We start from the raw sequence: 22,130 nt of genomic DNA, 5'->3' as shown, positions 1-22,130 counted from the left end.
CCTCGTCGCCGCCCCCGTGCCCGTCGGCCGCCGAGGGCCCGACGGTCTCGTCCAGGCTCAGGGTCTCCTCCGTGCCGGTGCGGAAGTCGACCACGGCGGCAAGACCGCCATCTACGGCGACCGCACCGCGCTCATCGCCCAGCTGGAGGTCACGTACGAGGACGGAGGCACCGACCTGGTCGTCACCGACGAGCACTGGCGCTGCGCCACGGGTCCCATCACCGCCGCCGGCCTGTACGACGGCGAACGGTACGACGCCCGCCTGCTGCCCCAAGGTTGGTCGGAGCCCGGCTTCGACGCCGCCGCCTGGACGCCCGCCGACGTGCTCGGCCACGACCCCGCCCGGCTCGTCGCGCCGACGGGACCGCCGGTGCGCCGGGTGGAGACCCTGAGGCCGCGGCAGGTGCTGACAGGACCGTCCGGCGAGACCATCCTCGACTTCGGCCAGAACGTCACCGGCCGGCTGCGCATCCGCGTCCAGGGCCCCGCCGGGCGGACGGTCACCCTTCGCCACGCCGAGGTCCTGGAGAACGGCGCGCTCAGCCTCCGCCCGCTGCGCCACGCCGCCGCCACCGATACGTACACGCTGCGCGGCGACGACGTCCCGGAGGAGTGGGAGCCCCGCTTCACCATGCACGGCTTCCGCTACGCCCAGATCGACGGCTGGCCGGGCCCGCTGCCCGAGCCCGGCGAGGGCGCCGGGCCCGGGCCCGGGGTCGGGGTCGCGGGCGGAGGCGGCGACGGCGCCGGGACCGGGGCCGAGGACGCGATCGGGGCCGCGATCGAGGCGGTCGTGTGTCACACCGATCTGCGGCCGACCGGCACGTTCCGGTGCTCGGACCCCGACCTCAACCGCCTGCACGACAACGTCGTCTGGAGCCTGCGCGGCAACTTCGTCGACGTGCCCACCGACTGCCCCCAGCGCGACGAGCGCCTCGGCTGGACCGGCGACCTCCAGGTCTTCGCCCCGACCGCCGCCTTCCTCTACGACTGCGCGGGCCCGCTGGCCTCCTGGCTCGCCGACCTGGCCGCCGAGCAGGACGAACTCGGCACCGTGCCGCACTACGTGCCGTGGGTGGACCTGATGTCCCCAGGTCCGGCCGCCGCGTGGGGCGACGCGGCGGTCATCGTGCCGTGGGTGCTGCACCAGCGCTACGGCGACCTCGGGCTGTTGCGCACCCAGTACGCGAGCATGAAGGGGTGGGTGGACGAGATCGCCGGGCTGGCCGGGGAGAGCCACCTGTGGGACACCGGCTTCCAGTGGGGCGACTGGCTCGACCCGGCGGCGCCGCCCGACAAGCCGGGCAAGGCCCGCACGGACCCCGCCCTGGTCGCCACCGCCTACCACGCCTGGACGGCCCGCCTCGTCGCCGAGACGGCCGCACTGCTCGGCCACGCCGACGACGCGGCCCACTACGCACGGCTGGCGGGGGAGGTGCGGGCGGCGTTCGGGCGCGAGTTCGTCACCCCGTCGGGCCGGTTGGCCTGCGACACCCAGACCGCGCACGCCCTCGCCATCTGCTTCGACCTGCTGGAGAGGCCCGAGCAGCGCGAGCGGGCCGGGCGGCGGCTGGCCGAGCTGGTCGCGGCCGACGGGCACCGCATCGGCACGGGCTTCGTGGGCACGCCGCTGGTCTGCGACGCGCTGGCGGCGGTCGGCGCGTACGGCACCGCGTACGAGCTGCTGACCCAGCGCGAATGCCCGTCATGGCTGTATCCGGTCACCATGGGCGCCACCACGATCTGGGAGCGCTGGGACAGCATGCTGCCCGACGGCAGCGTCAACCCGGGCGAGATGACCTCCTTCAACCATTACGCGCTGGGCGCGGTGGCCGACTTCCTGCACCGCACGGTCGCCGGGCTCGCCCCCGCGGCCCCCGGCTACCGGCGGCTGCGCGTCGCGCCGCGTCCCGGCGGCGGCCTGACCGAGGCGGAGGCGGCGCTCGACACCCCGTACGGGACCGCCCGCGTCGCCTGGACCAGGGCGGGCGGCGAGCTGACCGTCACCGTCACCGTCCCTCCGGGCACCACCGCCGAGCTGGACCTGCCGATCGAGGGCGGGCCCGCCGAGGTGGGGGCAGGCACGCACACCTTCACCGGCGCGCTTCAGGGCTGAGCGCGGTGCGGGCCCGGCCCTGCCGGGCCCGCCAGCCGCTTGCCGAGCCGCTGGGCGGGCGCCTCGACCAGGTGGTAGGTCAGCATGCTCAGCGGGATCAGGACGAGGAGGTAGCCGGGCAGGCCGGGGAGCACGTACAGCAGGATCGGGTGCAGCAGGTAGACGGAGAAGCTGATCACGCCGAGCCGCGCCAGCCAGGCGGGGAACGTCCGCGTGCGCAGCCGGTACGCCAGCCAGAACGTGCAGAACGCCAGCACGATCGCCGGCGCCCACGCCGGGTCGTCCTTGGCGGGCAGGCCGCAGCCCAGCACCACCAGCACCGCCGTGATCGCGGCCCGCCAGGAGATCGTGCCCTGCTCGGCCCGGTACACCGCGGTGCCCGCGAACATCGTGGCCACAATGATCACGCCCTGCCAGGTGCCGCCCCTGCTGCCCAGCACCACCAGCGCCAGCCCCAGCAACCCGCCCGCGACCGCGCCCGCCGTCCTCAACCGGCCCCTGGCCAGCACCGTCACCGCGACGGCGGCGACCACCGCGAGCCCGAGCGCCGCCGCCAGGAGGTCGGCCCGCCCGCTGATCACCGACTTCGGCAGCAGCAGCCCGAGCGGCACGGCCGGCACCGCCAGCGCCACCGCGATCCCCGCCGACCGCCGCTCCTGCCCCACCGCGAACAGCGCCACGCACATCAGGTAGAAAGCCATCTCGTACGACAGCGTCCAGGTGACGGTGACGACGGCCGGCAGGTTCAGGAGTTCCTGGAGCATCGTCACGTTCCCGAGCACGACCAGCGCCGCCGGCCGGCCGCCCAGGCCGTCCGGCATCGGCAGCACGCCGGCCAGCGCCAGCCCCAGCGTCAGCGCGCAGGCGAGCAGCAGCAGCGGCAGCAGCCGGAAGGCCCGCCCGGTCCAGAACGCGCGCAGGTCGCCCTTGCGCTCCAGCGACGCCGGGATGATGTAGCCGCTGACCAGGAAGAACACGAACACGCCCCACGTGCCCATGTCGATGCGCCGGTCCACCTCCGCCCAGACGGCGGGGATGAACGTCCAGCCGGCGTGGTGCAGGGTGACGGCCAGCGCTGCCGGCCCCCGGAGGGCGTCCAGCCAGGCCAGCCGGGCGGGGGCCAGGAACATCTGCCGCAGTCTAGGCCATCTGCCGCGAAAGGCCGCGGCGAGTCCGGTGGTGAATATCCGGTTTCGCGCACGCGTTCGATCTCTTATCTTTGCCGTGACCAGCGTCACGAAGGAGATGGTGATCGTGAGAAGCCCCTCCGGCCGAGCAGCTCTTCGTACCAGCGCCGTCGCCGCCGTCGCCCTCGCCGGCGGCCTGCTGACCACCCCGCCCGCGAGCGCCGCCCCCGTGGCGAGCGCGCCCGCCGTCACCACGGTGACGCCGGCCGTCCTGCAGGCCACCCAGCAGGCCGCCCAGCAGGCCGCCCAGCAGGCCGCCGCGCGCCCGCGCAACGGCCGCATACTCTACGACCGCATCAGCGGCGGGCGCGGCCGGCTCAAGATCAAGAACGGCACGTCACGTGACGGCGTCGTCGCCCTGGTCAGGGGCAAGAAGAAGGCGATCAGCATCTACGTACGCGCCAGGTCCACCGCGACCATCAGAGACGTCAGGGACGGCACGTACCGCATCTACTTCACCACCGGCACCCGCTTCAGCGTCTCCAAGGGCAGGTTCACCCGCGCGGCCAGCTACCAGCGCTTCACCAGCAAGCTGCGCTTCACCACGACCTCCAGGACCGCGACCGCCTGGACACTCACCCTCAACCCGGTCAAGGGCGGCAACGCCAGGACCACCCACGTCAACCCGAAGGACTTCCCCGCCTGAACGATCACGCAGCGGAGCCCGGTGATCTCCGCCCGCGACCTCCATGCCGCATCCGCGGGTCCGGCTTGACGACGCGATCTTAGATGCACCAGATTGTTCGCGTCTTTCAGGACCGTTCCCAAGGAAACCCCCATGAAGCGAACCCTCATCGGTGCGGTCGCCGTCGCGGGCCTGGCGCAGTTCGTCGCCATGCCCGCGTACGCCGCCCCCACCACCGACCCGGTCAAGGCGCTGCAGGCCCAGTTAGGGCAGGGCAAGGCGGTCAACCTGCGGGCCACCGCCAAGGTGACCTTCCAGGCCGGGCAGGTGGCCACCTCCGCCCTCGACGGCACGGTCGGCTTCGGCCCGCGCGGGCCCGTCGCCTCCGACGTGGCCCACACCCTGCAGTACAGCCCGGCACTGCTGCGCACCATGAAGAAGACCGCCCCCGCCGAGACCGAGGCCCTCCAGGAAGGGCCCGTCCGCATGCTCTCCTCCGGCGACGTCAGCTACGTCTCCGGCCCCGTCGTCGACCAGGCGCTGCCGCCGGGCACGAGCTGGGTGCGTTACCGCGAGGTCGTCCAGCCGCCCAGCAACCTGGTCGTCGAGGCGCTCGACCCGGCCACGCTCAAGACGCTCGTCGCCGGCCGTACCTCGTGGAAGGACGGCGTACTCAAGGGCAGCGTCAAGGCCAGCAAGCTCGCCAAGTCCTCCAAGCCGTTCGCCGCCTTCTACGGCACCCGCTTCACCGCCAAGCGTGACGGGAAGATCGGCTACACCATCTGGTTCGGCGACAAGGGCCTCGTGCGGCGCATCGCCGCCAAGGCCGTGCTGCCCATCGACAAGAGCACCGTCCAGGTCGAGTCCGACACCCGCTACACCGACTGGGGCCGCGAGGCCACGGTCCTCCTCCCGCTGGAGGGCGACGTGATCGACCGCACCGAGGTCAAGGACGACACCCCGGCCCAGGCACCGGGCATCTGGAACTGACCCGCGGAAAAACCTGTGGCGGGCCCTCGTGGCCCGCCCATATTCTGGCCGCATGTCTACGCCCCGGACTTCTTAGCCAGGACACCCGCTTCCACGCCACCCTTGTGTCCACCGGCTATTCCGGAGCGTCATCTCATGCTCACCTTTCGTGGCGTCGCCGTGCGCGCCGGCGCCTCCCTGCTCATGTCCGGTTTGACCGGACATGTCGGTCCCGGCGACCGCATCGGCCTCGTCGGCCGCAACGGCGCCGGCAAGACCACGCTGATGAAGACCCTCGCCGGGCGCCTCCAGCCCGCGTCCGGCGACATCGTCCGTACGGGCCCCGTCGGCTACCTGCCCCAGGACCCCGCGGCGGCCGACTCCGCGACCACGGTCCTCGACCGCATCCTGTCCGCCCGCGGCCTCGACACGGCGGTCCGCGACCTACGCGCCGCCGAGACGGCCCTCGCGGAAACCGCGTCGGCCACCCCCGGCCCCGCCACCTCCGGCTCCGCCACCTCCGACGCCGCCACCTCCGGCCCCGCCACCTCCGACGCCGCCGCCTCTGGGCGTGTCGCTTCCGAGCGCGCCGCTGCCGGGGCGGGGGCCGCGGAGCGGGCGATGGCGCGTTACGTCAGAGCCGAGGCCGAGTTCCAGGCGCGCGGCGGCTATCCCGCGGAGGCGGAGGCGGCTCGGGTCGCCGCCGGGCTCGGGCTGCCCGATCGGACGCTGGACCAGCCGCTCGGCACGCTGTCCGGTGGGCAGCGGCGGCGCGTCGAGCTGGCCAGGGTGCTGTTCGCCGAGCCCGGCGTGCTGCTGCTCGACGAGCCGACCAACCACCTCGACCGCGACTCGATCGCGTGGCTGCGGACGTTCCTGCTCGGCTACCCGGGCGGGCTCGTCGTCATCAGCCACGACACCGGGCTGCTGGCCGACGTGGTCAACCGGGTCTGGCACCTGGAGGCGGGCGCGCTGGAGGTCCGTAACAGCGGCTGGGAGACGTACCTCGCCGAGCGGGACGCCGACGAACGGCGCAGGGCCAGGCTGCGCGCCGCCGCCGAGCGCAAGGCCGCCGCCCTGCACGCCCAGGCCGACCGGATGCGCTCCCGCTCGTCCACCGCGGTCCGCGCCCGTGACATGGCCCGCCGCGCCGACCGCATGCTCGCCGAGACCCGCCCCGTACGGCGCGCCGCCAAGGTCGCCAGGATCCGGCTCCCGGAGCCCGCACCCAGCGGCCGCACGCCGCTCGGCGCGATCAGCCTGACCAAGGCGTACGGCGGCCTGCCGGTGCTGACCGGGGTGGACCTGGCCATCGACCGGGGCAGCCGCCTCGTCGTGCTCGGACTCAACGGCGCCGGCAAGACCACCCTGCTCAGGATCCTCGCCGGGCACGAACAGCCCGACTCCGGACGGGTGGTGCACGGCCACGGGCTGCGGCTCGGCTACTTCGCCCAGGAGCACGACACCCTCGACCCCGCCCACACCGTCGCCCGCCACCTCGCCACCGCCGCGCCCCACCTCACCGACGGCGAGGCAAGGACCGTCCTGGGGTCGTTCCTGTTCGGCGGGGACGACGTGGACAAACCCGTCGGGGTGCTGTCGGGCGGCGAGAAGACCAGGCTCGCCCTGGCCGGGCTGGTCAGCTCGCAGGCCAACGTCCTGCTGCTCGACGAGCCCACCAACAACCTCGACCCGGCCTCCAAGGCCGAGGTGCTGGGGGCGGTCGCGGCGTACGAGGGGGCGGTCGTGATGGTCACCCACGACGAGGAGGCCGTCGAGGCCCTCGCCCCCGACCGGGTGCTGCTGCTGCCCGACGGCGTCGAGGACCTCTGGAACGACGACTACACCGACCTCATCACCCTCGCCTGACTCCGTCCCGGGGGAAGCACCCCACCCCCGCCTGCTCCCTCGGGGTCGGCGGGCGGTGGGGGAGCTGGGGGAGGGGATTCGCCTTTCCCGCATCGGCTCGTGGTGTTCGGGTGGGCTGGGGGCGTGGGGGTGGCGGGCGTGTCACTTCTGTCTCGGAGGTCTCCTGCGTGAGGGGCGTGTGCCTGGGCAGGGGGCAGGGAAGACCGCGCCCCCGTGCGGGGCGACCTGCGATGACAGGACGGCGACATGACCTCTACACCCGATCCTCACCGGCCGGTAGCTCCCGTCCCGCCCGTCCCGCCCGACTCGGCGGCGGAGGCGGAGTCGGCGGTGGAGGCCGAGATCGGGCGCGTCAAGGAGCCGGCGCGGCTGCTGCGCGTCACCACGATGGCCCGGTCACTGCTCGACGAGGCCCGCGGGCTGCCGCTCGACGAGCACGCCCGCGAGCAACTCGGGCATATCCACGCGCGCGTCGTGGCGGAGATCGGCGACTCGGTGGCGCCCGAGCTGCGGGAGGAGCTGGAACGGCTGCTGCCCACCTCGTCAGGCACCCTGACCCAGGGCGAGATCCGCATCGCGCAGAGCCAGCTCGTGGGGTGGCTGGAAGGGGTGTTCCAGGGCATCAGGGTGGGGCTGACCCTCCAGCAGGCCACCCGCCCCGACTTCCCCGGCCCGCCCACCCCAGGCCGCCCACCCAGCGGCCCCGGCACCGGCCCCTACCTATAGACCGTCAGGCCGCCCACCCGGCGGCCTCTGCCTCTGGGTCGTCAGGGCCGCCCACCCGGCGGCCTCTGCCTCTGGGTCGTCAGGGCCGCCCACTCGGCGGTCCCTGCCCCTAGGCCGTCAGGTCGTCCGCCCGGCGGTCCCTTCCACTAGGTCAAGCCGTCCGCCCGGCGGCTCCGGTGCCGGCCCTTATCTTTAGGCCGCTGGGGACCAGGGGACGGGGTGGCCGTGGCGGAGCAGTAGGCCGTAGTGGGCGGGGTTGAACGGGCCGGTGGCCAGGTCGAGCAGGGGGACGGCCGCGTCGGCAGGCAGGGCGGCGGAGGAGACGTCCCACCACAGGCCCGACGTGGGAGTGTTCATCATGCCGGGACACACGGCGGCCAGCAGGATGCCACGGCGGGCGTCCTCGGCCCTGCGCTGCTCGGCCAGGACCCGTACGGCGGCCACCTGCGCGATCTTGGACGGGATGTTGATGAACATCGGCCAGGCCCCGGCGCGGGCGCTGCCGTCCTTGATCGCGTCCCGCCAGGACGCGACCTGCTCGTCCACCTCGTCCAGCGACGACAGCCCGTCGAAGTGCCCGTGCAGCGCCGGTGCCAGGTGGTGCAGGGTGCCCAGTGAGCTGGCGACCACGAGCAGCCGGCCGCCGTCGCGGAGCAGCGGGAGGAAGGCCCGCAGCAGGCGGGTGGTGCCGAAGTTGCTGACCTCCGTGTACTCGTCGATGACCTTGGCCGAATCGTCGTCGGGGCCGACGCGCATGACGGCGTTGCCGAAGACGATGTCCACGCCGCCGTGCCGCTCCCGCAGCAGCCCGGCCAGGCGGGCGGCGGAGGCGGGCTCGGCGACGTCGTACAGCTCCCCGCGGATCCGGGCGCCGGTCTCCGGCAGCCCGGCGACGGCCTCGGCGACCCGTGCGGCGTCGCGGCCGGTCAGGTAGACCGTGCCGTCCGGGCCCAGGCGGCGGGCCAGGCCCTCGACCAGGGCCAGGCCAAGGCCCTGGGTCGCGCCCGTGACCAGGGCGACTTTGGCGTTGCTCATGCAGTGCTCCTCATGCTCCTGAAGAGGGAAGGGACAGAGGGAGCTCCCCGGTCGTCCAGCCTAGGCAGGTGGAGCGCCATGCCACCAGCGCAACTTCGTCAAGTGTGGTATGCGTAAACCTCATGGCCTTCACCGACGTCTCGCTCACCGCTCTGCGCGTCTTCCGCGAGGTGGCCGAGCGCGGCACGCTCACGGCCGCCGCGACCGCGCTCGGCTACACGCAGTCGGCCGTCTCCCGCCAGATCGCCTCGCTCGAACGCGCGGCGGGCGCCGAGCTGCTGGAGCGCCGCCACGACGGCGTGCGGCTGACCCCGGCGGGGCGGATCGTGCTGCGTCACGCCGTCGTGGTGGTCGATCAGGTGGACGCGGGCGCGCGTGAGCTGGCCGGGCTGCCCGATGAGCCGGGCACCGTACGGCTCGGCTACTTCGCCAGCGCTGGCGCCGTCCTGGTACCCCGGGCGCTGGCGGCCCTGCGCGCCGAGCATCCCGCCATCACCGTGCACACCAGGGAGGGCAGCACACCGGCGCTGGTCCGCGCGTTGCGGGCGGGGGCGATCGATCTCGCGCTGCTCGGCTCGGCGCCGCCGTTCCGCCCGCCCGACGCGGAGAGCCCTGCCCTTGAGGTGAGCGTCCTGTACGAGCGGAGCCTGCGCGTCGCCGTCCCCGCCGGTCATCCGCTGGCCAGGGGCGACTACATCGACGTCGCCGACCTGCACGGGCAGCGCTGGATCGCTGGTCCAGGCAGCGCGGCCGCCGGGGGAGCGGGCGACAGCACCGGCATGGGCGCCTGGCCCGGCCTGGACGAGCGGCCCGAGATCGTCCACTCGGCCCGCGACTGGCTGGCCAAGCTCAGCCTCGTGGCCGCGGGCGCGGGGCTGACCACGGTGCCCGCGATGCTGGCGGAGGCCGTCCCTGACGGGGTGCGGGTGCTCCCGGTACGCGGCGGGGCCCAGGAGCGGCGCCGCTGCCTGCTGGCCAGGCTGCCCGGCCCGCTCCCCGAGCCCGCCGCCCATCTCGCCAGAGTGCTCCGGGACGCCGCGCCCACGCCGTGAAGGTCACATGCCCTTCACCGCGTACGTGACGAGCGTCGTGAGCACCTCCTTGACCGAGTCGCGCCGCCGCACGTCGCACAGCACGATCGGGATGTGCTCGCCCGGCCCCAGCGCCCGCCGCACCTTGCCCGGGTCGTACCGGCGGGCGCCGTCGAAGCAGTTGACCCCCACCACGAACGGGATGCCGCGCTGCTCGAAGTAGTCCACGGCGGGGAAGCAGTCCTGCAGCCTGCGGGTGTCGGCGAGCACGACGGCGCCCAGCGCGCCGAGCGCCAGCTCGTCCCACATGAACCAGAACCGGTCCTGGCCTGGCGTGCCGAACAGATAGAGCCACAACCCGTCGCGGATCGTGATCCGGCCGAAGTCGAGCGCCACCGTGGTCGTGATCTTGGACTCGACGCCCGAGGTGTCGTCCACCCCGATGCCGCGGTCGCTCAGCAGCTCCTCGGTGTGCAGCGGCCGGATCTCGCTGATCGTGCCCACCATGGTCGTCTTGCCGACGCCGAAACCACCCGCGATGAGGATCTTGATGGCCAGTGCGGGGACGGCCGGCGCCGTCCCCGCCTCAGAGACTGCGTAGCCCATGGAGCACTTCCCTGTAGATGCGTTCGTCGATCGTCTGCGCGACGGGGCGTGGGCGGTCGATGGTGACGAGGCCGTCGCGGCGCAGATCGCCCAGGATGACCCGGGTGATGTTGAGCGGCAGCCGCAGGTGCGCCGCGACGTCGGCCACGGGGGTGGGCCTGCGGCACAGCGTCAGCACGGCGCGGTGCTCGGGGATGAGGTCCGCGGGTTCCGGCGCGTCGCCGACCGTGGTGACGATGGCCACCAGGTCGAACGCCTCGCCCTGGGGCCGCGCCCGGCCCCCGGTCAGCCCGAAGAGCCGGATCAGCGGCCCTGGATCGTCCCCGCTCACCGCCTCGTACCGTTCCAGGCCGGGGCCGGTGCAGCTCCCCTCGGTTGCGCGGAGAGGTGCTCGCCGACCCTCTTGACCATCAGGGCCATCTCGTACGTGACCATGCCCAGTTCGGCGTCCGCCGTGGCGAGCACGGCCAGCCTGGCGCCCTGTCCCGCGGCGGTGACGAACAGGAAGCCCTCCTCCATCTCGATGATGGTCTGCCGTACGCCGCCGAGCCCGAAGTGCCGTCCCGCTCCCATGGCGAGGCTGTGGCTGCCGGCCGAGATGGCGGACAGGTGCTCCGCGTCCTCCCTGGTCAAGCCTCTGGAGCTGCCCATGGACAGCCCGTCGGCGGACAGTACGATGGCGTGCCGGATGCCGGGCACGCGCTGGATGAGGTCGTCGAGCAGCCAGCTCAGTTCGCTTCTGGAGTCAGGCATCGGGTTGGTCGTCCTTTCGGTTCCACATGTCGTGCTCGTGCCCCGTCTGCCGGCGGCCCTGCTGCCAGCCGCGTTGCATGGACGACATGAGCTGTGCGAGCTCCTCCGGCGTGCGCTCGGCGACGACGCGACGGTGCACGCGTCCCGAGTCACGGAGCTGGGGAGCCAGGCTGGCCTGCGGGATCCGCATGGGCAGCCCGTCGAGATCCTCGTCGGCGTCCTGGGCGGACACGGTGACGCTCCACGCCTCAGGCCGGCCGTCGGGCTTGGCGGAGCCGGGCACCGGCGTGGGCACGGCGCCGCCGGTGGGCCGCCGCATCGGCAGCTCCACGTCATCGGTGTCGGGCCCGTGCACGGAACCTGACATGGGCGCCGGAGCGGGCTCCCGCGTGGTGCCGCCGGACAGCCAGGCGGGGTCGGGCGTCCAGACCGGGTCGGGGTCGCCCGTACGGTCGGGCGCGTCGAACCAGGTGCCGCGCTCGGGAGCGGTGCTGGTCCCCTGCCCCCAGGAGGCGGACGACGCCGACGTCCCGAGAGCGGGGGCGCTGCCGGCGGTGAGTGCGGGGCGCTCGGCCTCGGCCAGCAGCGTGGCGGGCAGCAGGACGATGGCGGTGGTCCCGTCGTACGGCGACCGCCGCAGCATGATCTTGATGCCGTGCCGCGCCGCGAGCCTGGCGACCACGAACAGGCCCAGCCGGTCGGTGTCGGCCAGGTCGAACTCCGGCGTGTCCGACAGCCGGGCGTTCAGCTCGGCGAGCGTGGCGTCGTTCAGGCCGAGCCCCCGGTCCTCGACCTCCAGCGCCACCCCGTTGGCCGCCGTCACCCCGCGCACCTGCACGGTGGTGTTGGGCGGCGAGTAGACGGTGGCGTTCTCGATCAGCTCGGCCACGAGGTGGATGACGTCGGTGACGGCGGCGCCGACGAGCAGCGGGGCGTCCGGCATGGGCGCGACCGTGACCCGCGTGTAGTCCTCGACCTCCAGGACGGCGGCGCGTACGACGTCGAACAGCGGCACCGGGTCGCGCCAGCGGCGGGCGGGGGAGGAGTCGGACAGGATGATGAGGTTCTCGGCGTGCCGCCGCATGCGGGTGGTGAGGTGGTCGAGCTTGAACAGGTCCTCCAGGACCTCGGGCTCCTCCACCCTGCGCTCCATCGTGTCGAGGAGCGCGAGCTGGCGGTGCAGCAGCGCCTGGTTACGCCGGGCCAGGTTGAGGAAGACCTGGCTGACGCCCTTGCGCAGCGCGGCCTGGCCGACGGCGGCCTCGACGGCGGTGCGGCGCACGGCGGCGAAGGCGTCCACCACGCGGTTCACCTCGGCGGTCTCGGCCGGGTCGAGCGCGGGCGCCTCGGTGGCGGGGTCCACGTCGTCGCCGCGGCGCAGCCGCTCGACGAGGCGGGGCAGCCGCTGCTCGGCCAGTTCGACGGCCGAGCCCTGCAGCCGGAGCAGCTCGTCGACCAGCGATCGGCCGAACCGGTACGACAGCGCCAGCGACACCAGCACCGCGGCGAGCCCGAGCAGCAGGACCAGCCCGATCCGCCAGTACGCGCCGACCTTCTGGCTCTGGGCCTCGGCGGCGGCGCGGGCCAGCTCGGCCTGCGTGGCCTGGTTGATCTGGCCCAGCACGGCCTCGGCGTCGCCCTTCCATTCCCGGGCGGTGACCGGCGGCGCGCCGCCCGTGTCGAACGTGAACAGCTCGTCCTCGACCGCCACCACGCGCTTGTACGGCTCGCCCGCCACCAGCCGGTCGTAGGCGGCCCGCAGCTCGGGCCCGGCGTCGCGCTCTGCGTTGGCGAAGACGAGCCGGCGGCTGGACATGGCGGCCACGAACGCGGCGCGGTCGGTGGGGGTCATCCTGCGCTGCACGATCGTGCTGGTCAGCACCGCGTGCTCGCGCCACAGGTATTCGGCGGTGGCGCTGAAGGCGGCCATGCCGCGCACCGCGCGGTAGGAGGAGACGTCGCTCAGCGCGTCGCGGTCGGTGAACTGCCGGTTCACCACCGCGATGAGGTTGTTGTAGGCCTCGATGACGGTCAGCGTCGGGGCCAGCACGCCGCCGTCGGCGGAGGCCCGCAGCGACTGGAGCCCGTCGAGGGCCTCCACCATCGCCTCGACCTGGGCCGGGGTCGCGTCGCTGTCGCCCTCGATGATGGTCCTGACGATCTCGCGGACCTTGCCGACCTGGGCGTCGGTCTGCTGCCGCTGCTCGGCCAGCGGCTTGTACGCGGTCGTGCTGCCGGGCGCCTCGGCGGAGAGCTGGCGTTCGCGCTGCAGCTCGACGATCAGCTGGAGCAGCGGCGAGCCGATGGCCTCCCAGCGGTCCTGCGTCTGCGAGACCTCGACGATCTCATCCACACTGGAATAAGCGATGAATCCCCATAACGCCACCATGGAGACCAGCGGAAGCAGGAGGATTCTGAGCAGCTTGGTACGGATCGGCGGGGGCGAGCTCATCCTTCATCCAATTCCGCGCGAGGGTGCGCTGCCGGGCAGTCGTGGACGTGCTGCCGCCCCCGAGGTTGCCCGCCACGACCGGTGCGCTTGTGGTTCGTCCACTATGCCGATGGGGCAGATGTACTTCAAGGTACGGATGCGAAGAATCATCGCGAATGACGTGTTGACTCTTTGTCAACACACGATTCGTGAACCGTGACCGCCGTCACGTCCACGCACAGTGACGAATCCGGGTAATTGATCAAATGACCGATCGCGGGACCGGTCAAATGAGCGATCACGATCAGACGAACCCGCCGTGCCCCGTCACCCCGCGCCCGCCGATGAGCGTGTTGCTCCCCCGGGCGCCCCCGGCGCCCGCGTCGCGACACGCCGCGCGGGCGTGAGAAGAGGCAGACTGGCGCGCGTCTGGTACGCCGCCGCGCAGAAGGGTCGTGATGATGCTCGACGCGTTCGCCAGGTGCCGGCTCCATGAGGATTTCGAGCCGGTCACCGAGATGGGCGCCAACCCGTACTACCGGCCGGTGGAGGAGCGGCTGGCCACCGGCGAGGTGCGGGTGGACGGGCGGGTGCTGGTGTCGGCCGGGTCCAACGACTACCTCGGGCTCTCGGCCGACCCCCGGCTGAAGGACGCCGCCTGCCGGGCGGTGCGCCGCCTGGGCACCGGCACGTCGGGCTCGCGCCTGGTCAACGGCTCGCTCGCGCTGCACGAGACGCTGGAGTCGAGGCTGGCGGCGTTCCTCGGGCAGCAGGCCGCCATGGTGACGCCGAGCGGCTTCCTCGCCAACATGGCGCTCGGCGCCCTGGTCGGGCCGCGCGACACCGTGCTCGCCGACCAGCTCATCCACGCCTCGCTCATCGACGCGGTCCGGGTCTCCCGCGCCCGCTTGCGCCGCTACCGCCACAACGACATGGAGCAGCTGGACCGGCTGCTCGACGGCTGCGACCCGGCCGCCGCCGCGCTCGTGCTCACCGAGGGCATGTTCTCCACCACCGGCACGCTCTGCGACCTGCCGGGCACCGCCGCCCTGGCTCGCCGCTACGGCGTGCGCCTGGTCCTGGACGGCGCCCACGACATCGGCCTGTTAGGCGCGGCCGGTCGCGGCGCCGCCGAGCACTTCGGCCTGGAAAGCGCCGTGGACCTGCACACGCTGGCCTTCTCCAAGTGCTTCGGCACGACGGGCGGCGCCGTCGCGGGACCCGCCGACATCATCGTCTACCTGCGCCACCACGCGCGCTCGATGGTCTACTCGGCGGCACTGTCACCGGCGAGCACCGCCGCCGCGCTGGCCGCGCTCGACATCATCGAGACCGAGCCCGAGCGCCGCCGCCGCGCGCTGGCCGCCGCCGACCGCCTGCGCGCCGACCTGTCCGGGCTCGGCTACGACACCGGCGGCTCGCGCACCACGATCATCCCCGTCCACGTCGGCGACGTCGTGCCGTGCTGCCTGCTGTGGCGGGAACTGTTCGCCGAGGGCGTCTTCGCCACCGCCATGGTGCCGCCCAGCGTGCCGGAGGGCCGGGCGCTGATCCGGGTCAGCGCCACGGCCCTGCACACCGACTCTCAGCTCGACCGCATCGCCACCGCCTTCGCGGTGGCCGGCCGCCGCCTGGGCCTGATCTCCTGATCAGCGGCGGAAGCCGGCGCCGCTCTTTCCCCTGGGACCGTCACGCGTACGCGCTGGCGACCAGGGTGACGGTCACCGCGAGCAGCGCGAGCGCGGGCGCCGCCAGGGGGAGCAGGACGACCAGCAGCGTGCCGCCGGCCGCGCCGAGCACCAGCGCGCCCAGCACCGCCACCAGCTCCGGCCCGTGCGGCGGCCCGGTGCCCGGGGTGAGGTGGCGGGCGATCGTGCTGGTCAGCGCGCCCGTGATGAACGTCGTCGAGCCGATGAACGTGTGCAGCCGGTGCGTCACCGCGCTCTGCATGCCCATGGCCAGCGCGGCCGCCGCGATCAGCACCAGCTGCGGCCCCGCCAGCGCCCACCCCGTCAGCAGCCCGGCCAGCAGCCCCGCCTCCGCCGCCACCGTCAGCCTGGTGCGCACCGCCCACCCGCGCACCCCGCGGGTGAACCGGAACGCCAGCACCAGCCCGCAGGTGAACGCGACGAACGCCACCAGCGAGCCCACCGCGTCGGCGAACCTGCCCCGGCTCGCCGACACGCCCAGCAGCACCAGGTTGCCGGTCATGTTCGAGGTGAACACCTGACCCAGCGAGAGGAAGGTGAAGGCGTCGACGGCTCCCGAGGCCAGCGCCATGGTCAGCACCGGCAGGCGAGGGACGGATCGCATCCCCCCATCGTCCGACGCCGGGCCCGCTCACCCGGGGAGGACGCGCTGACCGCCTAGCCGCTTCCCTGCTGCTCACCCGCCTGCGGCTCCGGCTGCTGGGCGGCGTCCTGCGGGGGCTTCCGGCCGTTGGCGGGGAGGCGGTTGAGCACGCGGCGGCGGATGACGCGCTTGACGCGGCCCGTCAGGGTCGTCGGCGCGGCGGGCTGCCGGCGCTGCGCCGCGTGCAGCTCGCGGCGCAGCGTGCCCACCTCACGCCGCAGCTCCACCGCGCTCTTACGCCACTTGCCGGCCTCCTCGCGCCACTTGTCGACCTGCCCGCGCAGCCGTTCGGCCTCCTTGGTCAGCCTGGCCACCTCGGCCTCCGCCTGCACCCGCGCCTTGTAGGCCGCCCGCCGGCCCACCACCTCGGGCAGCCCCTCGGCGGGCGCGGCGGAGAACGCGTACTCCTCGCCGGTCACCCACCGCACCCCGGACACGTCGTCCACCGCGTCGTCCAGCGGCTCACCGGGACGCGCGACGAGCCGGGCCCGCGCGAACGACGACACGCGCTCCAGCCGTGCCTCGGCCACGGCGTCGGCGGTCTCGTCCAGCAGCACCCTGACCAGCCCGAGCCCCTCGTCGCGCATCAGGCTCAGCAGCCTGGCCACGCTGTCCTCGCCCGGCACCCACCCGGCGGGCAGCCGCAGCACGAACGGCGTCGACGGGTCCACCTCCTCGGCCGTCGCCAGGCGTACCCGGCCCTCGTGCTCGTAGTGGCCGTGGACCAGCACCAGGTCGAGGTTCGGGTCCTTGAGCGGGGCGCGGCGGTCGCGGTCGAGGGTGTCCCAGGGGCCGGTCACCACCACCGACAGGTCCGCCACCGTCGAGGCGAGCAGCGCGTCCACGCTCGCCCGCACGGCCTCGTACCCGGCGGTGCCGGAGACGACGGCGGTCACCTGCGGCACCTTCCACTGCCGCCCGGGATGGCCGCGCAGCCACTGGTAGGTGGGGATGCGGTCGGCGACGAAGGCGTGGCTGACCCGGTCGATGCGCTTCTGGTGCCGCATCCGCATGGTCGGTCCGAGGTGGTAGGCGCGGGCCGCCGGCTCCGGGACGAACACCGCCCCAGCCTGCGCGAGCCGGTAGCCCATCTCGGTGTCCTGCCCGAGTATCAGCTCCTCGTCCATGGGCCCCGCGGCCTCGATGAGCCGCCGGCCGGCCGAGGTCGCGCCGCCGACGTGCAGGCTGAACGGCCGCACCGGGTTGTTCGTGAGCCCGTCGGTGCGCTCCACCAGGCCCACCAGCCAGGTGTGCGGCTCTGCCGGCTCGAACGCCGCCTCCAGGTCGTCGGGCAGCTCGGCGGGCAGCTCGGCGCTGGTGAAGCGGATGTAGCCGGTCACCGACAGGTAGGGCGCGGCGTGGTGCCAGCGCATGTGCGCGTCGAGCGCGCCCGCCGTGAGCACCACGTCGGAGTCGAGCCAGTGGATGACGTCGCCGTCCGCCGCGGCCAGCCCGGCGTTGCGGGCGGCGGCCCGTCCTGGCCGCTCGCACACCACCAGGCGCGCGGCGCTGCCCCCGGGCACCCGCAGCGGCGGCGAGCTGCCGTTGTCCACCACGATGACCTCGGTCAGCTCCGCCGGGTACGTCTGCCGCGCCAGCCCCTGCAGCACCAGGTCCAGCTTGTCCTGGGCGCCGTAGGCGGGGATCACCACGCTGACCCGCAGCCGGGGCGTGTAGTCCTCCGGCGGCCGCAGGACACGGTAGTCGTTGCCGCGGACGCGCGGCACCTGGCTGTCGGCACGGTCCCGAGGGGTGGCGGACATGCGCGTTGCTGCTCCCTCATGCGTCGGTCGGGGCATTGGCGAGAGCCCACTGTAGAGCCCTTACCTGAGAAAGCAACGAGCCGATATGGCGGGAGCGAGGATTGTCGCAGGTCAGGATTGTCAGGATCTGTCAAGGAAGAGGGGCGCCCGGCGGCAGGAGGCGTCCACCGCGTACCAGCGCGACGACCCGCTCCAGGTCGGGCGTCAGGTAGCGGTCCTCGCCGAGCGGCGCGACGTGCCGGCGCAGCTCCGCGTGCAGAGCGCGGGCGGCGGGACCGAGCGGCAGGCCCGCCATCTTCTCCGCGATCAGGTCGATGCCCTGGGCCGCCATCAGGTACTGCACGGCCAGCACGACCTCCAGCCGGTCGAGGTTCTCGTGCAGGTGGCGGGCCGAGGCCATGGCCATCGTGTTGTGGTCCTCCTGGCCGTCCTTGACCGGGCGGGACAGCGTGCCCGCCGGGGTGGCCCTGACCTGCAGCTCGGGGATCAGCGCGGCGGCCACGGTCTGCGCCTGCACCATGCCCGAGTTCAGGCCGGGGGCGCCGCCCGCGAGGTTCGCCGGCAGGCCGTAGCTCCACCGGGGCGACAGCAGCCGCCCGGACAGCTCCTGCGACAGGACGGCGACGTCGGCGATCTCCGCGTTCATGCTGTCGGCGAGGTGCCCCAAGATCGAGGCGTCCCAGTTGCCGCCCATGACGAACTCGTACCCGGCGCCCTGTTCCTTCCTGAAGACCAGCGGGTTGGAGGTGGCGGAGTTCGCCTCGCGGACCAGGGTGCGGCGGGCGTCGGCCAGCACGTGCCGCAGCCCGGCCAGGATGTGCGGCGCGGCCCGTACCGACACCGCGTCCTGCACGCGCGGCTCGTAGTGCTCGGGGTCGAGCCGTTTGCGGCCCTCCTCCGTCATCCAGCCCGAGCCCGCCACCATCGCCCGCAGCCGCGCCGCGACCGCGTTCTCCTCGGGAATGTGCCGTTCCGCGTGCGTACGCGCGTCCAGCGCCCCCTGCTCGGCCCTGGTCGTCTCCATGAACAGCGCCAGCGCGCCCTCCGCCTGCCCGGCCAGCACCGTGGCCCGGCGTACGGCGTCCATGAGCAGGGCCGCCACGACCGTGCTGCCGCTGACGATCGGCAGCGCCTCGCCCGCCTGGAGGGTGAAGCCGGCCGGCAGCCCCGCCTTGGGGAGCAGGGCGGAGGCGGGGCCCTCCTCGCCGCCGTACCGCACCGGCGCCTCCTCGCCGATCGCCGCCAGCCCGGCCGCGGCCTGCGGCTGCAGGTCGCCGGTGCCGAGCGAGCCGATCTGCGGCATCAGGGGCACGACCCCGGCGTTGACGAGGGCCAGCAGCCGTTGCGGCACGTCGGGGCGGACGCCGTACCTGCCTCTGGCCATCTGGTTGGCCTTGACGATCAGCGCCAGCCTGGCCACGTCGTCGCGCAGCGGCTCGCCGACCCCCGCGGCGTGCGAGCGCAGCACGTTGCGCTGGAACTGCTCGGCCTGCCCCGGCGTGAGCGGCCGGTCCTTGAGCGGGCCGAGCGCCTGGTTCCAGCCGTACACCCGCTGCCCGTCCTCCAGCGCGGCCAGCGCGCCCGCCCTGGTCCGCGCCATCGTGGCCTGCGCGGTCCCAGAGATCCTGGCCGCGACGGGGCGGCCCTCCAGGATCGCGAAGGCGTCGCCGAGCGTGAACGAGCGGCCGTCCAGCACCAGGTTCAGCGGGCGCGGCGCGACCGGTTCCGCGGTGGCCCGTGCCGGTACGAGCAACGCGGCCAGCAGGCCCATCCCCGTGACGATCCGTACGGCTCTCATCGGACCTGTATAGGCGGGGAGCGGGCGGGTCCGGCGGCGCCGGGCGGAGGGCTGACCTGATCAGGAAGAAGTGATGAGATTCCCGGTACTGTCGGGAGCCATGGAGATCTGGATCAACCCGGCCTGCTCCAAGTGCCGCGCCGCGCTGTCCGTGCTCGATGCCGAGGGCGCCGGCTACACCGTACGCCGCTACCTCGACGACCCGCCGGCCCCGGGCGAGCTGCGCGACGTGCTTGCCCGGCTTGGCCTCGAACCGTGGGACATCACGAGGACGGGCGAGCCCGTGGCGGGCGAGCTGGGCCTGGCGTCGTGGCCGCGCGACGCCGCCGCCCGCGAGCGGTGGATCGAGGCGCTGGCCGCCCACCCCGTGCTCATCCAGCGGCCGATCATCACCGCCGACGACGGAACGGCCGTGGTCGCGCGGACGGAGGAAGCCGTACGGTCCGTCCTGCCGCGGTGAAACGGAAGGCCGCGTCCCCGCGGGCGATACGGGGACGCGGCCTTCCGGGCTTTTCCGGGCTTTTCGGACGGGTCAGGCCGGGGCCGGAGCCTCGTCCTTGACCGGCGGCGTGGGCAGGTCGAGGCTGTCACGCAGCTTGGCCGGCTTGAGGAAGAACGCCGCGATCAGGCCGACGAGCGCGATGCCGACCGAGACCATGAAGATGTGGCCGGTCGCGTCGCCGTACGCGGCCCTGACGATTGCTCTGAGCGGCTCGGGCATCGAGGCGATGTTGAGGCTGCCGCCCGCCGCGGCGCCGTCGCCGGTCATCGGGACGCCGGCCTTGGCCAGGCCCTCCGCGATGTTCGTGGCCACCCGGTTGGCGAGCACCGCGCCCAGCACCGACACGCCGACGGTGCCGCCGAGCGAGCGGAAGAAGGTGATCGCGCCGCTCGCCGCGCCGATCTCGCGCAGCGGGACGGTGTTCTGGATGACGAGGACGAGGTTCTGCATCGACATGCCGACGCCGACGCCGACGAGGAGCATGTAGATCGAGACCAGCACCAGCGACGTCTCGTGGTCGATGGTCGCCAGCCCGGCGAACCCGGCCAGCAGCACGACCAGGCCGGCCAGGATGTACGGCTTCGTCTTGCCGCTCTTGGAGACCATCCGGCCGCTGATCGTCGAGGAGAACAGCACGCCTGCCATCATGGGGATGGTCAGCAGGCCCGCGGCCGTGGGGCCGTAGCCGCGGCCGATCTGGAAGTACTGGCCGAGGAAGACCGCGCCGCCGAACATGGCCATGCCGACCGCGAGGCTGGCGAGGATGGCGAGCGCGGGGTCCCGGCGCTTGATGACGTGCAGCGGCACGACCGGCTCGCGGACCTTGGTCTCGACGAACGTGGCCAGCGCCAGCAGCAGCACGCCGCCGCCGACCATGGCGAGGGTCTGCCAGGACAGCCAGGCGAAGGAGTTGTCGACGAAGGTCACCCAGATGAGCAGCACGCTGACGCCGGCGGCGATGAGGCCGGCGCCCCAGTAGTCGATGCTCACGTCGGCCCGGCGCACGCTCTGGACGTGCAGCGTCTTGGCCAGCAGCGCGAAGGCGGCGATGGTGAAGGGCACGGCGATGAAGAAGCACCAGCGCCAGCCGAGCCAGGAGGTGTCGGCGATGAGGCCGCCGAGCAGCGGGCCCGCGACGGTGGCGACGGCCATGACGGCGCCGAGGTAGCCGTTGTAGCGGCCGCGCTCCTTGGGGGAGATCATCGCGGCGATGACGACCTGGGTGAGAATCTGCAGCGCGCCCATGCCGAGGCCCTGGATGGCGCGGAAGGCGATGAGCTGGCCGGTGTTCTGGGCGAACCCGCAGGCCAGCGAGCTGACCATGAAGATCACGATAGAGATCTGGAGCAGCAGCTTCTTGTCGAACAAGTCGGCGAGCTTGCCCCAGATCGGCGTCGAGGCGGTCGAGGCCAGCAGGGATGCGGTGACGACCCAGGTGTACTGCGACTGGTTGCCGTTCAGCGAGCCGATGATCTGGGGCAGCGCCACGGAGACGATGGTGCCGCTGATCATGGCCACGAACAGGACGAGCAGGAGGCCGCTGAGGGCTTCGAGGATTTGGCGGTGGGTCATCGGCTCCGCCGCGGACGGCGCTGCCGGCTGGGCACTCACACGCAACCTCCGATCAAGGGTGGTAAGAGAAGCAACTGGGATACTTTACATGCTCAAGTGGCAACTTTGCGCATTGAGCATTTATTCCCAGTGGGTAGACTGTGTCGCACCATGGGAAGTACAGCAGGGTTGCGCGAGCGCAAGAAGGCCGAGACACGGCGGGCGGTGCACGAGGCCGCGCTGCGGCTCACCGTCGACCACGGGCTCGACAACGTCACCGTCGAGGCCATCGCCGACGCCGCCAACATCTCGCGGCGGACGTTCTCCAACTACTTCGACGGCAAGGAGGACGCGCTGCTGTACGGGGACGAGCAGATCCTCGGCACCCTCGTCCACCGCGTGCGCGCGCAACCCCGCGACCGCTCCGCCTGGCTCGCGCTGCGCGGGGCGGTGGAGAGCCTCTTCGAGGAGTACGGCGGGCCCGACCGCGAGTGGCACCTGCGCGCCCGCCTCGCCATGCGGCACCCGTCCCTGCTGGCCCGGCAGCTCGCCGGCCGGATCCGGCTGGAGCACGACCTGAGCGAGGCGATGGCCGAACGCGACTGCCCCGTCGAGCCCCGGCTCGTCGCCGCCGTGTTCATGGCGGCGCTGCGGGTGGCCAGCCAGCAGTGGTGCGCGGAGCACGAGACCCGCGAGCTTCCCGAGCTGATCTCCCGGGCCCTCGACCAGGTGGCCCAGCCCTTCACCTGATCTCCGGAAAATCGATCTGGCCGGCCGCACCACTCCGAGCGGCGCCCCCTGCGAGATCCGCCCGCG

Annotated in this window: 19 protein-coding genes; 9 read left to right on the top strand and 10 right to left on the bottom strand. The window is 73.2% G+C overall.

All coding sequences use genetic code 11. The features are described 5' to 3' along the window. Positions 1-2,116: family 78 glycoside hydrolase catalytic domain (locus tag ABZW11_RS17890; protein WP_355418260.1), on the top strand; the 2,116-nt coding region annotated here is incomplete at its 5' end. On the opposite strand, the gene ABZW11_RS17885 is transcribed toward ABZW11_RS17890, so the two are convergent. Beyond that, complete coding sequence (locus tag ABZW11_RS17885) at positions 2,107-3,246, bottom strand: acyltransferase (RefSeq protein ID WP_355418258.1); 1,140 nt, start codon at positions 3,244-3,246, stop codon at positions 2,107-2,109. The two genes, ABZW11_RS17890 and ABZW11_RS17885, sit on opposite strands and share 10 nt — an antisense overlap. A 124-nt stretch (positions 3,247-3,370) precedes the next feature. On the opposite strand from ABZW11_RS17885, the gene ABZW11_RS17880 reads away from it, so the two are divergent. The 4 genes from ABZW11_RS17880 to ABZW11_RS17865 all read left to right on the top strand — a co-directional run bounded on the left by ABZW11_RS17880 (position 3,371) and on the right by ABZW11_RS17865 (position 7,492). Next, positions 3,371-3,949, top strand: a complete 579-nt coding sequence (locus ABZW11_RS17880; protein WP_355418256.1) for a hypothetical protein — start codon at positions 3,371-3,373, stop codon at positions 3,947-3,949. 132 nt (positions 3,950-4,081) lie between these two features. After that, the gene (locus ABZW11_RS17875) at positions 4,082-4,918 is read left to right on the top strand and encodes a hypothetical protein (protein ID WP_355418255.1); all 837 of its coding nucleotides are present in this window, start codon (positions 4,082-4,084) and stop codon (positions 4,916-4,918) included. A 135-nt stretch (positions 4,919-5,053) separates the two neighbouring features. Beyond that, a complete protein-coding gene (locus ABZW11_RS17870; RefSeq protein ID WP_355418254.1) occupies positions 5,054-6,766 on the top strand; it encodes an ABC-F family ATP-binding cassette domain-containing protein in 1,713 nt (570 codons plus the stop codon). Positions 6,767-7,012: 246 nt separating this feature from the next. Beyond that, positions 7,013-7,492: a proteasome activator gene (locus tag ABZW11_RS17865; protein WP_355418253.1), complete on the top strand. Its 480-nt coding sequence runs from the start codon at positions 7,013-7,015 to the stop codon at positions 7,490-7,492. A 192-nt stretch (positions 7,493-7,684) separates the two neighbouring features. Here ABZW11_RS17865 and ABZW11_RS17860 read toward each other — a convergent pair whose 3' ends face one another. After that, positions 7,685-8,527, bottom strand: a complete 843-nt coding sequence (locus ABZW11_RS17860; protein WP_355418252.1) for an SDR family NAD(P)-dependent oxidoreductase — start codon at positions 8,525-8,527, stop codon at positions 7,685-7,687. Positions 8,528-8,649: 122 nt separating this feature from the next. Here ABZW11_RS17860 and ABZW11_RS17855 point away from each other — a divergent pair, with 122 nt between their 5' ends. Further along, positions 8,650-9,579 carry a LysR family transcriptional regulator gene (locus ABZW11_RS17855; protein ID WP_355418251.1) on the top strand — a complete coding sequence of 310 codons (930 nt, stop codon included), beginning with the start codon at positions 8,650-8,652 and terminating at the stop codon, positions 9,577-9,579. A 3-nt stretch (positions 9,580-9,582) separates the two neighbouring features. Here the strand turns inward: ABZW11_RS17855 and ABZW11_RS17850 are convergent, their stop codons facing one another. From ABZW11_RS17850 to ABZW11_RS17835, 4 genes are read right to left on the bottom strand one after another with little or no spacing between them, the layout of a single operon-like run. Then, the gene (locus tag ABZW11_RS17850) at positions 9,583-10,164 is read right to left on the bottom strand and encodes an ATP/GTP-binding protein (protein WP_355418249.1); all 582 of its coding nucleotides are present in this window, start codon (positions 10,162-10,164) and stop codon (positions 9,583-9,585) included. Continuing rightward, entirely contained in the window at positions 10,145-10,495 is a 351-nt protein-coding gene (locus ABZW11_RS17845) for a DUF742 domain-containing protein (protein ID WP_355418247.1), read from the bottom strand. The genes ABZW11_RS17850 and ABZW11_RS17845 overlap by 20 nt, the downstream gene beginning before the upstream one ends. Beyond that, positions 10,492-10,917: a roadblock/LC7 domain-containing protein gene (locus ABZW11_RS17840; protein WP_355418246.1), complete on the bottom strand. Its 426-nt coding sequence runs from the start codon at positions 10,915-10,917 to the stop codon at positions 10,492-10,494. Before ABZW11_RS17840 ends, ABZW11_RS17845 begins: the two co-directional genes overlap by 4 nt. Further along, positions 10,910-13,369 (bottom strand): nitrate- and nitrite sensing domain-containing protein, encoded by a 2,460-nt coding sequence (locus ABZW11_RS17835; RefSeq protein WP_355418244.1) that lies wholly within the window; start codon positions 13,367-13,369, stop codon positions 10,910-10,912. Before ABZW11_RS17835 ends, ABZW11_RS17840 begins: the two co-directional genes overlap by 8 nt. 437 nt (positions 13,370-13,806) lie before the next feature. Here ABZW11_RS17835 and ABZW11_RS17830 point away from each other — a divergent pair, with 437 nt between their 5' ends. Next, the gene (locus tag ABZW11_RS17830; RefSeq protein ID WP_355418242.1) at positions 13,807-14,997 is read left to right on the top strand and encodes a pyridoxal phosphate-dependent aminotransferase family protein; all 1,191 of its coding nucleotides are present in this window, start codon (positions 13,807-13,809) and stop codon (positions 14,995-14,997) included. Between the two features lie 40 nt (positions 14,998-15,037). Here the strand turns inward: ABZW11_RS17830 and ABZW11_RS17825 are convergent, their stop codons facing one another. From ABZW11_RS17825 to ABZW11_RS17815, 3 genes are all read right to left on the bottom strand, one after another. Further along, positions 15,038-15,661 (bottom strand): YoaK family protein, encoded by a 624-nt coding sequence (locus tag ABZW11_RS17825; RefSeq protein WP_355418240.1) that lies wholly within the window; start codon positions 15,659-15,661, stop codon positions 15,038-15,040. Between the two features lie 53 nt (positions 15,662-15,714). After that, positions 15,715-17,463 carry a glycosyltransferase gene (locus tag ABZW11_RS17820; protein ID WP_355418238.1) on the bottom strand — a complete coding sequence of 583 codons (1,749 nt, stop codon included), beginning with the start codon at positions 17,461-17,463 and terminating at the stop codon, positions 15,715-15,717. 130 nt (positions 17,464-17,593) lie between these two features. Beyond that, positions 17,594-19,261, bottom strand: coding sequence for an aromatic amino acid ammonia-lyase (locus tag ABZW11_RS17815; protein WP_355418236.1), 1,668 nt, complete (start codon positions 19,259-19,261; stop codon positions 17,594-17,596). Between the two features lie 73 nt (positions 19,262-19,334). On the opposite strand from ABZW11_RS17815, the gene ABZW11_RS17810 reads away from it, so the two are divergent. After that, positions 19,335-19,721, top strand: coding sequence for an arsenate reductase family protein (locus ABZW11_RS17810; RefSeq protein WP_355418234.1), 387 nt, complete (start codon positions 19,335-19,337; stop codon positions 19,719-19,721). 72 nt (positions 19,722-19,793) lie between these two features. On the opposite strand, the gene ABZW11_RS17805 is transcribed toward ABZW11_RS17810, so the two are convergent. Then, positions 19,794-21,335, bottom strand: coding sequence for an MDR family MFS transporter (locus ABZW11_RS17805; RefSeq protein ID WP_355418232.1), 1,542 nt, complete (start codon positions 21,333-21,335; stop codon positions 19,794-19,796). Positions 21,336-21,485: 150 nt separating this feature from the next. On the opposite strand from ABZW11_RS17805, the gene ABZW11_RS17800 reads away from it, so the two are divergent. Continuing rightward, a complete protein-coding gene (locus tag ABZW11_RS17800; protein ID WP_355418230.1) occupies positions 21,486-22,064 on the top strand; it encodes a TetR family transcriptional regulator in 579 nt (192 codons plus the stop codon). Positions 22,065-22,130: the final 66 nt, after the last annotated feature.

The organism is Nonomuraea sp. NPDC004580 (genome assembly GCF_040609855.1).
Classification (GTDB): domain Bacteria; phylum Actinomycetota; class Actinomycetes; order Streptosporangiales; family Streptosporangiaceae; genus Nonomuraea; species Nonomuraea salmonea.
This window is presented reverse-complemented; position numbering and strand designations above follow the sequence as displayed.

Coding starts and splice junctions, on each gene's coding strand:
- ABZW11_RS17885 (WP_355418258.1), bottom strand. CDS start 3,246: ATGTTCCTGGCCCCCGCCCGGCTGGCCTGGCTGGACGCCCTCCGGGGG.
- ABZW11_RS17875 (WP_355418255.1), top strand. CDS start 4,082: ATGAAGCGAACCCTCATCGGTGCGGTCGCCGTCGCGGGCCTGGCGCAG.
- ABZW11_RS17870 (WP_355418254.1), top strand. CDS start 5,054: ATGCTCACCTTTCGTGGCGTCGCCGTGCGCGCCGGCGCCTCCCTGCTC.
- ABZW11_RS17865 (WP_355418253.1), top strand. CDS start 7,013: ATGACCTCTACACCCGATCCTCACCGGCCGGTAGCTCCCGTCCCGCCC.
- ABZW11_RS17860 (WP_355418252.1), bottom strand. CDS start 8,527: ATGAGCAACGCCAAAGTCGCCCTGGTCACGGGCGCGACCCAGGGCCTT.
- ABZW11_RS17855 (WP_355418251.1), top strand. CDS start 8,650: ATGGCCTTCACCGACGTCTCGCTCACCGCTCTGCGCGTCTTCCGCGAG.
- ABZW11_RS17850 (WP_355418249.1), bottom strand. CDS start 10,164: ATGGGCTACGCAGTCTCTGAGGCGGGGACGGCGCCGGCCGTCCCCGCA.
- ABZW11_RS17840 (WP_355418246.1), bottom strand. CDS start 10,917: ATGCCTGACTCCAGAAGCGAACTGAGCTGGCTGCTCGACGACCTCATC.
- ABZW11_RS17835 (WP_355418244.1), bottom strand. CDS start 13,369: ATGAGCTCGCCCCCGCCGATCCGTACCAAGCTGCTCAGAATCCTCCTG.
- ABZW11_RS17830 (WP_355418242.1), top strand. CDS start 13,807: ATGATGCTCGACGCGTTCGCCAGGTGCCGGCTCCATGAGGATTTCGAG.
- ABZW11_RS17825 (WP_355418240.1), bottom strand. CDS start 15,661: ATGCGATCCGTCCCTCGCCTGCCGGTGCTGACCATGGCGCTGGCCTCG.
- ABZW11_RS17820 (WP_355418238.1), bottom strand. CDS start 17,463: ATGTCCGCCACCCCTCGGGACCGTGCCGACAGCCAGGTGCCGCGCGTC.
- ABZW11_RS17815 (WP_355418236.1), bottom strand. CDS start 19,261: ATGAGAGCCGTACGGATCGTCACGGGGATGGGCCTGCTGGCCGCGTTG.
- ABZW11_RS17810 (WP_355418234.1), top strand. CDS start 19,335: ATGAGATTCCCGGTACTGTCGGGAGCCATGGAGATCTGGATCAACCCG.
- ABZW11_RS17805 (WP_355418232.1), bottom strand. CDS start 21,335: ATGACCCACCGCCAAATCCTCGAAGCCCTCAGCGGCCTCCTGCTCGTC.
- ABZW11_RS17800 (WP_355418230.1), top strand. CDS start 21,486: ATGGGAAGTACAGCAGGGTTGCGCGAGCGCAAGAAGGCCGAGACACGG.